The 13,682-nt window shown below is 68.7% G+C and carries 10 protein-coding genes and 1 pseudogene; 6 read left to right on the top strand and 5 right to left on the bottom strand.

Features of this window, described 5'->3' with window-relative positions; genetic code table 11:
- The first annotated feature begins 12 nt into the window (after nucleotides 1–12).
- Nucleotides 13–507: a 50S ribosomal protein L17 gene (gene rplQ, locus ACZ5DS_RS31470; RefSeq protein ID WP_468245245.1), complete on the top strand. Its 495-nt coding sequence runs from the start codon at nucleotides 13–15 to the stop codon at nucleotides 505–507.
- A gap of 91 nt (nucleotides 508–598) precedes the next feature.
- Nucleotides 599–1,453 (top strand): tRNA pseudouridine(38-40) synthase TruA, encoded by an 855-nt coding sequence (truA, locus tag ACZ5DS_RS31465; RefSeq protein ID WP_468245242.1) that lies wholly within the window; start codon nucleotides 599–601, stop codon nucleotides 1,451–1,453.
- A 4-nt stretch (nucleotides 1,454–1,457) separates the two neighbouring features.
- Here truA and ACZ5DS_RS31460 read toward each other — a convergent pair whose 3' ends face one another.
- Complete coding sequence (locus ACZ5DS_RS31460) at nucleotides 1,458–2,339, bottom strand: hypothetical protein (RefSeq protein ID WP_468245240.1); 882 nt, start codon at nucleotides 2,337–2,339, stop codon at nucleotides 1,458–1,460.
- A 298-nt stretch (nucleotides 2,340–2,637) separates the two neighbouring features.
- On the opposite strand from ACZ5DS_RS31460, the gene rplM reads away from it, so the two are divergent.
- The 4 genes from rplM (at nucleotide 2,638) to ACZ5DS_RS31440 (ending at nucleotide 5,799) form a co-directional block, all read left to right on the top strand.
- Nucleotides 2,638–3,081 carry a 50S ribosomal protein L13 gene (gene rplM, locus ACZ5DS_RS31455; protein ID WP_030345455.1) on the top strand — a complete coding sequence of 148 codons (444 nt, stop codon included), beginning with the start codon at nucleotides 2,638–2,640 and terminating at the stop codon, nucleotides 3,079–3,081.
- Between the two features lie 42 nt (nucleotides 3,082–3,123).
- Nucleotides 3,124–3,636 carry a 30S ribosomal protein S9 gene (gene rpsI / locus ACZ5DS_RS31450; protein WP_103812805.1) on the top strand — a complete coding sequence of 171 codons (513 nt, stop codon included), beginning with the start codon at nucleotides 3,124–3,126 and terminating at the stop codon, nucleotides 3,634–3,636.
- A gap of 177 nt (nucleotides 3,637–3,813) precedes the next feature.
- Nucleotides 3,814–5,172: a phosphoglucosamine mutase gene (gene glmM, locus ACZ5DS_RS31445; RefSeq protein ID WP_468245237.1), complete on the top strand. Its 1,359-nt coding sequence runs from the start codon at nucleotides 3,814–3,816 to the stop codon at nucleotides 5,170–5,172.
- Between the two features lie 108 nt (nucleotides 5,173–5,280).
- Nucleotides 5,281–5,799, top strand: a complete 519-nt coding sequence (locus ACZ5DS_RS31440) for a hypothetical protein (protein ID WP_468245235.1) — start codon at nucleotides 5,281–5,283, stop codon at nucleotides 5,797–5,799.
- A gap of 78 nt (nucleotides 5,800–5,877) precedes the next feature.
- Here the strand turns inward: ACZ5DS_RS31440 and coaA are convergent, their stop codons facing one another.
- From coaA to ACZ5DS_RS31420, 4 genes and pseudogenes are all read right to left on the bottom strand, one after another.
- Nucleotides 5,878–6,846, bottom strand: a complete 969-nt coding sequence (coaA, locus tag ACZ5DS_RS31435; protein WP_468245306.1) for a type I pantothenate kinase — start codon at nucleotides 6,844–6,846, stop codon at nucleotides 5,878–5,880.
- Nucleotides 6,847–7,030: 184 nt separating this feature from the next.
- A complete protein-coding gene (locus ACZ5DS_RS31430) occupies nucleotides 7,031–7,438 on the bottom strand; it encodes a hypothetical protein (protein ID WP_468245234.1) in 408 nt (135 codons plus the stop codon).
- Nucleotides 7,439–7,472: 34 nt separating this feature from the next.
- The gene (locus ACZ5DS_RS31425) at nucleotides 7,473–12,245 is read right to left on the bottom strand and encodes a polymorphic toxin type 27 domain-containing protein (RefSeq protein WP_468245303.1); all 4,773 of its coding nucleotides are present in this window, start codon (nucleotides 12,243–12,245) and stop codon (nucleotides 7,473–7,475) included.
- Nucleotides 12,246–12,914: 669 nt separating this feature from the next.
- Nucleotides 12,915–13,682, bottom strand: a pseudogene (locus tag ACZ5DS_RS31420) (hypothetical protein); the annotation flags it as partial.

Below are 13,682 nucleotides of genomic sequence, written 5' to 3'. Positions count from 1 at the left end.
AGGAGAAGAACAATGCCGAAGCCCACCAAGGGTGCCCGTCTGGGCGGCAGCGCCGCGCACGAGAAGCTGCTCCTCGCGAACCTCGCGAAGGCGCTCTTCGAGCACGGCCGTATCACCACCACCGAGGCGAAGGCCCGCCGCCTGCGCCCGTACGCCGAGCGTCTGGTCACCAAGGCGAAGAAGGGCGACCTTCACAACCGCCGTCAGGTGCTCCAAGTCATCACGGACAAGAGCGTCGTCCACACGCTCTTCACCGAGATCGCCCCGCGCTACGAGAACCGTCCGGGTGGCTACACCCGCATCACCAAGATCGGTAACCGCCGTGGCGACAACGCGCCCATGGCCGTCATCGAGCTGGTCGAGGCGCTGACGGTTGCCCAGCAGGCGACCGGTGAGGCCGAGGCCGCCACCAAGCGTGCGGTCAAGGAGGCCGAGGAGGCCAAGGCTGCGGAGACCACCGAGGCTCCGGCCGAGGAGGCCGCTGCCGAGGAGTCGACGGAGGCCTGAGGCTCCGCCTGACGCTGGAAGCGGGTTCGCCCTTCGGGGCGGGCCCGCTTTCACGTTTTTTGAAAAGGATCTGCCCTGAGAGGATTGACGGGTGAGTGACGAAGTACAGCCCGGTTACGTACGTGTACGCCTCGACCTGTCCTACGACGGCACCGACTTCTCCGGGTGGGCCAAGCAGGCCGGCGGTCGGCGGACCGTGCAGGGGGAGATCGAGGACGCCCTGCGCACCGTCACGCGGTCCAGGGAGACGTACGAGCTGACCGTCGCCGGCCGCACCGACGCAGGGGTGCACGCGAGGGGGCAGGTCGCGCATGTCGATCTGCCCGAACAGGTGTGGCGTGAGCACCACGAGAAGCTGCTCAAGCGGCTCGCCGGGCGGTTGCCCAAGGACGTACGGGTATGGGCCCTCAGGGAGGCGCCCAGCGGCTTCAACGCCCGTTTCTCCGCCGTCTGGCGGCGCTACGCCTACCGGGTCACCGACAACCCGGGCGGGGTGGACCCGCTGCTGCGGGGCCACGTCCTCTGGCACGACTGGCCGCTCGACGTGGACGCCATGAACGAGGCCGCCGAGCTGTTGCTGGGGGAGCACGACTTCGCCGCGTACTGCAAGAAGCGGGAGGGTGCGACCACGATCCGTACCCTCCAGGAGCTGAGCCTGGCCAAGGGCGCCGACGGGATCATCACCGCGACCGTCCGGGCCGACGCCTTCTGCCACAACATGGTGCGCTCGCTGATCGGCGCGCTGCTCTTCGTCGGCGACGGCCACCGGGGTCCGCAGTGGCCGGGGAAGGTGCTGGCCGCGGGGGTGCGCGACTCCGCCGTGCACGTCGTACGACCCCACGGGCTGACCCTGGAGGAGGTCGGCTACCCCGCCGACGAGCTGCTGGCGGCCCGGAACAAGGAGGCCCGGAACAAGCGCTCGCTTCCGTCGGCGGGGTGCTGCTGAGACCTCACTGGTTCGCTGCGGCCGAGGCCTGGGCCTCGCCGCGGCGGCGGATCTGGCGGAAGGCGAACTCGGCCAGGTCGTCGCCGACGGAGAAGGCCTTGGTGTCCTTCTTGGTGACGCTCTTGCCGTTGGTGAAGCCGGTGATCGTGAAGTAGCCGTAACGGCCGTAGGCGTTGCGGGTCGAGCGGCAGATCGCGCCGTCGCAGAAGGGCTTGATGCCCTTGCCGGACAGGGCGCGCACGATGCTCTTGTCGTCGGTCTGGGCCTTGGCCTTCGCCGCCTGGGCCGCGGTGTCGAAGACGGCGACGCCGACGGTGACCGCGATGCCGTCCTCGGTGTAGCTGGCGCGGATCAGGCGGGTGCAGCCGTTCGCGGTGAGGATCTTGCTCAGGGTGCCGCCGACGGCGGAGGCGCAGCTCTTGGTGTCGGCCGTGGCGCCCTTCTTGTACACCGCCTCGCCCATGGTCAGCCGGGTCCCGGGGAAGAGCGTCTCGGGGCTCAGCGGCGCGGTGTCCTTCTTCACGTCGGATATGAAGTCCTTCGGGTCCAGCGGCGGCGGGGCGCTGGTGGGGGCGAAGGACGGAGCCGTGGCCGAGCTGCTGGGCAGGGAGGCGCTGGCGGGCAGGTTGGTGGGGTTGCCCGAGGCGTTGCCGTCGCCGTTCGCGGACACGACGGCCATGGCCACGGCGGTGCCGACCGCGATCGTGGCGAGCGCGCCGCCGCCGATGAACAGCAGCCTGCGGCGCTTGTTCCGGGTCTCCGAGGCCTCGGCGAGCGCGGCCCAGTCCGGAGTCCCGTCGTCACCGCCGCTGCTCCAGGGCTGCTGTTGCGAATGCGGTTTCCAGGGATCCCACTGAGACTGGGGTCCCCCCTGCCCGTAACTCATGGGGCGCATCTTAGACGGGGGCCGGGGGATGCTGGAGTGCGTCGGTCGGCATGCCTTGTTTGTCCGTCGGCATGAGCGGGAAGGGCGTCGTTTTGACCCTGCCGGGGGCGCCCAGGTAATCTGCTTCTTCGTTGTGTATTGGCTTGCTCATTCTCACGGGACGGGCCCTTACACCGGTCCACCGGGCCGATGACCAGCGACCAGCACGCGGTTTGCGTCACCGCGGTGCGGTCAAGGCTGTCGTGATCGTTTCGGTGACCTGTTCAGGACCATTCACTCGAAGCGAAGGCTACGAACCGTGCGTACGTACAGCCCCAAGCCCGGCGATGTGACGCGCCAGTGGCACGTCATCGACGCTCAGGACGTTGTCCTGGGCCGTCTCGCCACCACCGCAGCGACCCTTCTCCGGGGCAAGCACAAGCCGATCTACGCGCCGCACGTCGACGCTGGTGACTTCGTCATCATCATCAACGCCGACAAGGTGCACCTGTCCGGCAACAAGCGGACCCAGAAGATGGCGTACCGCCACTCCGGCTACCCGGGTGGTCTGCGCTCCGTCCGTTACGACGAGCTGCTGGACAAGAACCCTGAGAAGGCCATCGAGAAGGCCGTCAAGGGCATGCTCCCCAAGAACACTCTGGGCCGTCAGATGCTCTCGAAGCTGAAGGTCTACAAGGGTGACCAGCACCCGCACGCTGCCCAGCAGCCGGTGCCGTTCGAGATCACCCAGGTCGCGCAGTAAGTCCGGCCACCCCCTAAGACTGAAGAGAATCTGAGGAGAATCGTGGCCGAGACCACTGCCGAGCAGCCGCTCGAAGAGCTTGACATCGACAGCTACACCACCGAGTCCGAGGTCCCCGTCGAGGGCGAGTACACCTCGGAGTCCCTGGCCTCCCGCTTCGGCGAGCCCCAGCCGGCCGCCGGCCTGGGCCGCCGCAAGAACGCCATCGCCCGCGTCCGGATCGTCCCGGGCACCGGCAAGTGGAAGATCAACGGTCGCACCCTCGAGGACTACTTCCCGAACAAGGTGCACCAGCAGGAAGTCAACGAGCCCTTCAAGGTGCTCGAGCTCGAGGGCCGTTACGACGTCATCGCCCGCATCGCGGGTGGCGGTGTCTCCGGTCAGGCCGGTGCGCTCCGTCTCGGTGTCGCCCGTGCGCTGAACGAGGCCGACGTCGACAACAACCGCGGCCCGCTCAAGAAGGCCGGCTTCCTCAAGCGCGACGACCGTGCGGTCGAGCGCAAGAAGGCCGGTCTCAAGAAGGCCCGCAAGGCTCCGCAGTACAGCAAGCGCTAATCAGGAGCTGCTGCTCGTACTCCGAACGCCCCGGCGGCACGCCACATGTGCCGTCGGGGCGTTCGTTTATCCCGGCCAAGGGCGTATAACGACACAAGACGCTCAACGGCTGGTGTGATCGGATGACCCGGCGTCTGCCACCATGCATGGCAGCAAGGACGCTTCTCAGGAGGACAAGTGGGACGACTCTTCGGTACGGACGGCGTGCGCGGTGTCGCCAACGCGGACCTGACGGCCGAGATGGCGCTCGGCCTGTCCGTGGCGGCGGCCCACGTGCTGGCCGAGGCGGGCACCTTCGCGGGCCACCGGCCGACGGCGGTGGTCGGGCGGGACCCGCGGGCGTCCGGGGAGTTCCTGGAGGCGGCCGTGGTCGCGGGCCTGGCCAGCGCGGGCGTGGACGTACTGCGGGTCGGCGTGCTGCCGACCCCGGCCGTGGCCCACCTGACCGGCGCGCTCGGCGCCGACCTGGGCGTGATGCTCTCCGCCAGCCACAACGCCATGCCGGACAACGGCATCAAGTTCTTCGCCCGCGGTGGCCACAAACTCGCCGACGAGCTCGAGGACAAGATCGAGGCCGTGTACGAGTCCCACCGCCACGGCGAGCCCTGGGAGCGGCCCACGGGCGCCGGGGTGGGCCGCGTCCGCTCGTACGACGAAGGCTTCGAGCAGTATGTGGCCCACCTGCTGTCGGTGCTCCCGAACCGGCTGGACGGCCTGAAGATCGTCCTGGACGAGGCGCACGGCGCGGCCGCGGGGGTCTCGCCGGAGGCGTTCTCGCGGGCCGGCGCCGAGATCGTCACGATCGGTGCCGAGCCGGACGGGCTCAACATCAACGACGGCTGCGGCTCCACTCACCTGGGCCGGCTGAAGGCCGCGGTGCTGGAGCACGGCGCGGACTTCGGCATCGCGCACGACGGCGACGCCGACCGCTGCCTGGCCGTGGACCACACCGGCGAGGAGGTGGACGGCGACCAGATCCTGTCCGTGCTCGCGCTGGCGCTGCGGGAGCGGTCCGAGCTGCGCTCCGACACCGTCGTCGCCACGGTCATGTCCAACCTGGGCTTCAAGCTGGCGATGGAGCAGGCCGGGATCCGGCTCGTGCAGACCGCCGTGGGCGACCGGTACGTGCTGGAGGAGATGAAGCAGCACGGGTTCGCCCTGGGCGGTGAGCAGTCCGGGCACGTGATCATCCTCGACCATGCGACCACCGGTGACGGCACGCTGACCGGGCTGCTGCTGGCGGCGCGGGTGGCGGAGACCGGTCGTACGCTGCGGGACCTCGCCTCTGTCATGGAGCGGCTGCCGCAGGTCCTGATCAACGTGCCGGACGTGGACAAGTCCCGGGTGAAGACCTCTGCCGATCTGGCTGCCGCTGTGGCCGAGGCGGAGCGGGAGCTGGGGTCCACCGGGCGGGTGCTGCTTCGTCCCTCGGGGACCGAGCCGTTGGTCCGGGTGATGGTCGAGGCCGCTGACATCGATCAGGCTCGGTCGGTGGCCGGGCGACTGGCCGATGCGGTGAAGTCGGCGCTGGGTTGAGCCTCAAGGCGTAGCAAAAAGTGCACGACTGATCACTGACTGTTTCTCTTGCATCGAGGCCGCTCTGCGCGGCGCCCCTCGACGGAAGAGAAACACAGCATGAAGATCGTGAGCAGAATCCTGAAGCGAGCGGCCGGTCCGGCTCTGGTGGCGGGCCTCGTCGTCACCTCGTCGGCCACCCCGGCCGCCGCCCAGACACCGGGCTCCACGGCGTTCCGCATCTTCGGCGGCTTGGTCGGGCTCCAGGCGCGCGCCGGTGTGAACAACCAGGTCACGGCCGACGGCTCCAGCGGCCGTCTGATCCTCACGGACGCCACGGGCATCGCGATCGGCCCGGGCTGCACCCGGCTGACTCCCACCAGCGCCGACTGCGGCAGCGTCCTCACGGCCAGCCGGCTCGCGATACAGCTGGGCGACGGGGATGACACCTTCGATGGCTCCGCCGCTCCCGTCGCCACCACCGTCGACGCCGGTTCGGGCCTCGACAGCGTGACCACCAACGGCCGCAACGACACGATCGGCGTGCAGGACAACGCCGGCGGTGACACGGTGAACTGCGGCCTCGGCTTCGACACGGTGTTCGCCGACCCCGGCGACAACATCTCGAACTGCGAGAGGCGGTTCTAGAAGCCGCCGGCCTTCGCCGTACGCGCACGCTGCCCGGCCCAGAGCCACTTCTGGTCCGGGCAGCGGCACGTGGGCGCCCTACAGCTTGCGCAGCCGCAGCCGTTGCACCTTGTGGTCCGGGCCCTTGCGGACGACGAGGGTGGCGCGGCCGCGGGTGGGGGCGATGTTCTCCACCAGGTTGGGCTTGTTGATCGTCCGCCACTGGCCGCGTGCGTAGTCGAGGGCCTCCTCCTCGGAGACCTGGGTGTACTTGCGGAAGTACGAGGACGGGTCCTGGAAGGCCGTCTGGCGCAGCTTCTTGAAGCGGTTGAGGTACCAGCGCTCGATGTCGTCGTCGCTCGCGTCGACGTACACGCTGAAGTCGAAGTAGTCGGCGAGACCGACCCGGGTGCGGCCGTCCTTGCCGGGCAGGGCGGGCTGCAGGACGTTCAGGCCCTCGACGATCAGGATGTCCGGGCGGCGGACGGAGAGCTTCCGCTCCGGGTCGATGTCGTACCTGAGGTGGGAGTAGACGGGGGCCGTCACCTCGTCCTTGCCGGCCTTGATGTCGGCGACGAAGCGGGTGAGCGCGCGGCGGTCGTACGACTCCGGGAAGCCCTTGCGCGACATCAGGCCGCGGGCCTGCAACTCCCTGGTGGGCAACAGGAAGCCGTCGGTCGTCACCCGCTCGACGCGCGGGTGCTCGGGCCAGCGGGAGAGCAGGGCCTGGAGCAGCCGGGCGACGGTGGACTTCCCGACCGCCACCGAGCCGGCGACTCCTATGACGAACGGGGTGCCGGACTGGGAGCCCTGCTCGCCGAGAAAGGTGTTCAGAGCGCCTCTGAGGCCGTCCGTGGCGCCGACGTAGAGGTTGAGGAGCCGGGACAGCGGCAGATAGACGTCCCGCACCTCGTCGAGGTCGATGACATCGCCGAGGCCGCGCACCTTCTCGACCTCTTCAGCGGTGAGCGGCAGCGGCGTCTTGTCGCGCAGCGCGCTCCATTCGGCACGGGTGAGATCGACGTAGGGAGTCGCCTCCGGCTTGGGCCGGTGGGCGCTCCGGGGCATCGAGGAGACCGGTGAGATCACAGTCCATTGTTAACGGAGTTTGAACGGGGTGGTGGGGTGGGGTGCGTCACGTGGGCTGGGCCGCGCTTCCCAGCCGCTGGTGTGGTGGGTCCGGCACTGATGGGCGTGCACGGCGCTGAGGGCGCCCCCTGCGGCAGGGGGCGCCCTCAGCGTGTCATCCGCGTCAGCCGACGCTGCCGGACTCCACGGGGAAGTCCGGGGGCCAGGGCTGGTTGAAGTCGAACAGGGACGGGTCCTCGAACTTACGGTCCGCCTCGCGCCACGAGGGATCGCCGGAGACGACGAAGCTGTCCCCGTCCGGTTCGATCATCCAGGTGAAGGCCGCATCGTCGGAGGGGAGGTCATGGCGCTCCTTCAGCACCGCGAACTCCGCCTCCGACGCCCGGCGGACGTGGATGCCCTTCTCGTAGATGGGCTTGAGCAGCATCAGCTCCACATGGCCGAAATACACCTCGACGCGGGTGTTCGTTGCGTCGACGGCGGTGGCGTCGCTGCGTAGCAGCAGCTGCCGGTGCGACGCCGCGAAGCTGACCACCCGGAACAGCCGTCCCTCTCGTACGAAATCCGGCATTCTCTGTGTTCTTCCTGTCCTCGGGGCCTTCGCGTCACTGTGCCCATTCCGGCTTCGGCATGTCTTTGACAAGGCTCGGCGCCTTCTCACCCGGCTTGGTGAAGTACCAGTCGACGGCCTCGAATTTCCGGCGTCCAAGGATCACCTTAAGACGCAATGTCGCCACTTCCCATGCGGTGCCGTTGTTGCTTCCCGGGGTCGCGACCGTCTCCCAATCGCCGCCCACCAACGGCCTCCCGCGCTCGACGAGCTTGTCCAGGGCTTCGGCCGCAGTTTTCGCGTCCGGAACACCGTCCAGTGAAATGCTCAACTTCACCGACTCATTGTCCAGCGCCTTCTCGACGCCGACCATCCAGATCGGACGCCCGTCACCGTGGGGGGCCGGCTTGCCGAGAAGCTTGTTGTTGAACGTCCGTGCTCCGGCGCCGCTCAGACCGCCGGTACCGCCCAGGGTCTCCTTCGCCAGCCTGTCGGAGTACGGGTTGATCCCCAGGACGATGTGGTCGCCGTCCTTGACGAGCTCGTTGACGATCCCTTCGAGGCACTCGTTGTGTACCAGAACCGGCGTCGTTCCCGCGTACACGTAGTACGTGTGGTTGCGCGCGACCTCGAAGTTGAAGACCTCGACGGACCCCTTGACGGCCGCGGTGCCAAGGACCTTTGTGGAGCCGCCGTCCCGCGCCTCGAGGGTGTCTCCGGCGCGCAGTTCGCCGGCCTCGACCCAGCCCCGTTCACGTACCCAGAAGCGGTGCGAGCCGGTCGCTTCGACCTGGCCGTCGGTGGTTCTGATCCGGACCAGGGAGTCGACGGTCCGGTGGAACAGGCGCAGCACCGGCTGCAGGGTCTTCTTGCCGGTGACCTGGTCCTGTGACCAGACCAGGTCGCCGACCCTGATGTCCTCGATGGATTTGGGGCCGTCCGCCGTTGCGACCTTGGTGCCGGCGGGGAAGCACTTGGTCAGCGCGAGCTTTGTGGTGATTCCCTCGATCGCGGCATCGGTGACGCCGGCGGCACGCAGGGCCTTCCATGCCTCGTCGATGGCGATGCCGGTTCTCAGGGCGGCATCGAGGGCCGTCACGGCGCTCTTGATGGCTTTGACGGCGACGTTGCCGAAGACGAGGGTGGCGATGTCGAAGACTGCCCATCCGCAGTTGCCCAGGGTTCCGCCGCCACCTGTGGTGATCCTGTCCCAGCAGCCGGTGAAGTCCTCGGTGAGGGCCTTGACGAATCCCTTGGCGACGGCGTCGTTGAACTCCTGGGGAGTGATCGTGTAGGTGACCTCCTTGGTCTGCGGCTTCAGCTCCATGCTGTCGAGGAACTGGGTGTCGGAAGAGGGGCATCCGGACTGCACATCCGGGATGTCCGTAGCCGTACACAGGTAGAGGTCGACGAAGATCTTGGCGGTTACGTTTGCGGTGATGATGCAGTCACCGGTGTGCACGATGACGTTGCAGTTGTCCTTGTGCAGGATTTCCGGGTCACCGACGGGTTCGACCCGCGTCCTGTAGAAGACGCCACCGACGCCGGCAGCGCCGTTCTCGATCTGGTCGTTGCGGTTCTTGGTCTCTGTTCGCCGGGCCGCCTCCTGGGCTTCCTTGGCGTACGCGGCGGCTTCCTTTGCCGCCTGTTCCGCTTCCGTTGCCGCCGCGTCCGCGCGGTCGGCTGCCGCGCGGGCGTCCTTGGCGTCCTGTTCGGCCTGGGCGGCGGCGGAGCGGGCCGCTTCGGCGTCGAGTTCGGCGGCGTCGGCGGAGTCGCGGGCGTCCTTGGCGTAGCCCTCGGCGTTGCCGGCTGCCTTGCCGGCGGCTGCGGCGTCGTCGGCGGCCTGTTTGTCGTAGTCGATGGTGCGGGCCAGGGACGCGGAGGCCGCTGCGGCGGCCTTGGCGGCGTCGGCCGCGTAGCCGAGGGCCTCCTTGGAGTAGGTGCGGGCGTCAGCCGCGTACTGGGCGGCGTTGGCCGCGTGCTGGTAGGCCTCCTTGGCGTCGCCCTTGGCCTGGTCGGCGATGTTCTTGGCCGCCTGGGCCTCGGCGGCGGCGTTCTTGGCGTGCGCGTCGGCGACCGCCTGCTGCTGCTCGGCGATCGTCTTCGACGCCTGTCCGGTCAGCACGACCAGGCCGGCGGCCGAGTCGGTGTCGACGTAGGGCGAGCCGAGCTGGATCGCGTCGTTGGCCGGGTTGGCCACCTGCTCCGCCGCCTTGCCAGCGTCCACGGCCGCCTGCGCGGTGACATGGGCGTAGCCCGCGGCCTTCGCCGAGGCGGCCAGTGCCTTGGCGGCCTCCGCGTTGGCGGCGTTGGCCTGGGTCTTGGCGTCCTTGGCGTGTTGCTGAGCCTCGTCGGCCAGCTTGACGGCGGTCTTGGCCTCGGCTGATGCGTCCTGGGAGGCCTTGATGGCGTCGGCCACCGCGCTGGTCGCGGTCTTGACGGCCGCGTCGGCCTTCAGCTTGTCCGCCTGCGCGGCGTCCGCGTCGGAGCGGGCCCGCTTGGCCGCCGCCTCGGCACGGGTGGCCGCGGCGTCGGCATCGGCCGCCGCCTGGGTCGCCGCGTCGGCCTCGGAGCGTGCCTTCTTGGCGGCGGCCTCGGCGTCGCCAGCCGACTTGTCGGCGTCGTTCGCGGCAGCACGGGCCGCGTCTGCCGCGTCTCCGGAATCGAGGGAGTCGGCGTAGGCGTCCTTGGCGTCGGCCTTCGCGCGGGCTGCGTCTGCCTTCTGCTCGGCGTCCCAGGCGTCGTCCCGCATCGCCGCGGCGTGGTCGCGTGCCTTGACCGCGTCGTCCCGCTTGTCCTTTGCGGTCTTCTCCGCGGCCTCCGCCTTGTCCTTGGCGTCCTTCGCCTTGGACGCCTGGGACTCGGCGTTCTTCTTGTGTTCGGCGGCCTCGGCCCGCTTGGCGGCGGCGTTCTCCTTCTCGGCCTTGGCCGTCTTCTCCTCGGCCTCGGCGGCGAGCCGCTTGGCGTGTGCGTCGGCGGCGGCCGCCTTGGCGTCGCTCTCGGCCTTCAGCGCGTCGGCGAGCTTCGCCTCCGCGGTCTCCTTGTCCTTCTTGGCGTTGTCCCGGTGGATCTTCGCCGCGTCGGCTGCGGCCTTGGCCTGCCACTCGGCTGCCTCGGCGGCCTTCTTGCGGAACTCGGCCTTCGACTGAGCCGCCTGTGCCAGCGCGCGCTGGGCGATCGTCGCGCCGTCACCGGCGGAGGCACGGGTGGCGGCCTCAGCTGTCTCACCAGCCTTCACCAGCGCCTGGAGCGCGGCCACCGCGCCCTTGGTCACCTGGTCCTTCTGCTGACCGACCAGCAGGCCACGTCCGCGCGGTGCGCCGTTAGTGTCCGCGATGCCGTAGGCGGCCTGGATGGCCGTGTCCGAGTCGGTGGCGGCCTTCTGCGCCGCGGCGAGCTGCGCCTTCAGGACGGTGAGTTGCTTCTTCGCGCCGGCCTGGGCGGCGGTGACACCGGCCTTCGCCTTGTCGAACTGGGCCTTGTCCGGGTAGTTCAGCTTGGCTTCGCCGGTGTGGGTCTTGGGGACGACCTTGAACTTCTGCGCGCTGGAGCCGTTGCACGTCGACAGCACCGCGTCCTTGCTGTTGTCAAACCCCGGCAGGTGCAGACACTTGCCGGTCGCCGCGTTTCGCAGCGGGCCGGTACTGCGGATGTCGAACGCCCACTGCTGGGCCTTGCTGCTGCCGCAGTCCCGGATCTGGATCTTCGTACCGTCGGCGCTGGCGCCGTTCAGTACCTCAAGGCACTTGAAGGAGTTCGGGTTGACCAGCGTGTAGCCGCCGTCGTAGGAGCCCATCAAGTGCCACTCCTGGGCGGCGCCGCCGTTGCAGGTGTAGATCTGCACGGGCGTGCCGTTGGTCTTGCCACCCCCTGCCACGTCGAGGCACTTGCCGGCAGCCCCCGGCACCTGGATCTCCAACTGACCGTCACCGATCCAGCCGAAGCCGCCGGCGCTCCAGTAGTCCTGCCAGCGAACGAGGTGGTCGGCGACCCAGGACTGTCCCAGCATGTCGCTGAGGGCCTTCGCGCCCTTGGAAAGAGCGTCGACCGCGCTCTTGTTCGCTTCGAGGACCTGGTTGCGCTGGACGGCCTGGGAGGCGATCTCCTGCTGCCACTCGTCGGCCGCGGTGGCGGTGATGTCGCCCAGCACGCTGTCCGGGTCGAGCGGGTCACGCCATGCGCACGTCGCGAAGCGCGTCTTCACGTCCTCGACCGCGATCCGGAACTCCGGTGTCCCCGGCTGCGGAGCGGTACTCGGAAATCCACCGGAGGTGAGGAAGATACGGGCGTCGTCGGCCCCCGCGTTCGTGCTGGGACCGCCGTGCATCCACTCGAAGGCGTGGCTCTCGAGTACGGCCCGGTTCCACGCGTCTCCATGCAGATTCGTGTCGGGTACTGCGTAGCGGGAGGTACCCAGGTCATCGACGGCCTTGAGGGTCTTCTCGTCGGCTTTGGGGGTGGAGTCGTTGTAGAAGTCGCTGTCGCTCTTCCAGAACTGGTCCGCTACCCAGGAAGTCAGTCCGGCCTGCTTGTAGAAGCTCTGCTGGCTGTCACCGGGCCCTCCCGGCGGCCAGTGGAAATTGGTTTCGCCGAACCCACCGGGCGTCTCCAAGCCATCTAGAGGTTTCTTCCACCCCTCCCGCAGAGCGTCCAGTGCATCGAGTTCCTTGCGGGCCTCGTCGTGGTCCTTGTTGAACGCGACGGTGAGGGGTGTGCTGTCCCAGTAGGCGCGGTTCGCCAGAACGTGAAGCTTGTCCGCGGGCTGGTTGAGCCCGTCCTGCGCGGTCGCGGCCATCGACGGGCCGCCCAGCCGCAGCACGTCGGCCATCAGGCACTGGTCCTGGCGCAGTTGTTCGCTCGGCGAGTCGTCGTACCAGGGATCGGACACCGAATCAGCACGCAGCCGAACGGAACCCGGTTGAACCGCGAACCCGGCCAGAACAGCCAGCGCAGCAACAGAGGTGACGGCAGTGGTCAGCTTGCCTGGTCTTCGCGATCCGGGCAGGCCGAACCAAGGTCTGGAACGCAACGAAGGATCCCATTCTTCATCAGAGGACACATGGGCCGATCGGACGGTCGAACAGCAGGGAGTAGGGAAGTGCCGCCGACCTGAGAGGGGCTCAGGCGCTCAGAAGCTCTGATGGGTTGCTGACACAGCCAGCCGGTACGACGGCATGGCGATGCAACCCCTCCCCGTGAGCGACGGCGTTCCCCCGGTCGCTGAGTGATGTGCGCGAGATACGGGCTGGTCAGGGACCCGTCATGCGCGTCGCCACGATATGCAGGAGCGCTCGCTGCCGTACAGAGGATTCCTTGGCGGGCAAGGGGTATGGCCGGAAATCTCCAGTTGCTCGGTAGCTGCTGGATGCCTCACCAGCCCCGCCCATTCATGGACGTTCTGTGTGCTTTCTGTGTGTGCGGGCGGCGTCGTGGCGTGAGCCGGTCGAACGGAGTTGGCTGATTTTCGCCGCTCCTCACCGCCCGCGCGGATCGCGCCTCAGGTGTTGATGAGAGACACCTGACGCGAGTTCTGAAGGACGCTGCCGAACTGGGGGAGACCGGTCGTGTCCATTCCGACCTGACGGGGCGCGAGCATGATGGCCCCGGCGGTGCCGAGCCACTTGCTCCCGTCGGATGTCACCGCGGAGGGCAGCACGCTGACCGCTCCGTCGCCGTTGATCTGCCACGGGCTGCCGACGACCAGATCGGCTCCGCCGTCACGGTCGAGGTCGGCCAGCAGTACTGCAGTGCCGAACTGCGGTGCGAAGAGCGGCTCACCGGGGACCCCGTTGTTGCCCGGGTAGAAGTACTGCGGTGCCGTGGCGGTGTCGACGCCGGCCGATGATCCGTACAGGACGGTGACCGTACCCATGTGGTAGTGCATGGTTCCCCAGAACCGCATGTTCTCGTCCGGGGCGCCGATGGCGAGGTCCTGCTTGCCGTCGCCGTTGACGTCCCCGAGGGCGACCGAGCCCCCGAACTTGTCCCAGTTCTCCGAGTCGCCGGGGACGGTGCCCGACTCCTGGTTGATCGTCTGGGTGCGGGACGAGGGGCCCGCGGCCGAGCCGTAGGTGACCAGGACCTTCCGCCGATGGGACCGTCGGCGGTAGTCCGGCCCCAGAAGACGCCGGTGACGATGTCGCCGTGGCCGTCCCTGTCGATGGCGCCGCTTGCGCCGCCGGGCATCCGCTGGGCGGTGGTGCGGGAAGGGGCCGCCGGGGTGGCCGGAAAATAAGGGTCGACAGTTTGGGACCTTCCGTAGGTC

The organism is Streptomyces sp. NPDC031100 (genome assembly GCF_055570785.1).
The sequence above is the reverse complement of the archived record's forward strand: the minus strand, read 5'-3'. Positions and strand labels throughout refer to the sequence as shown.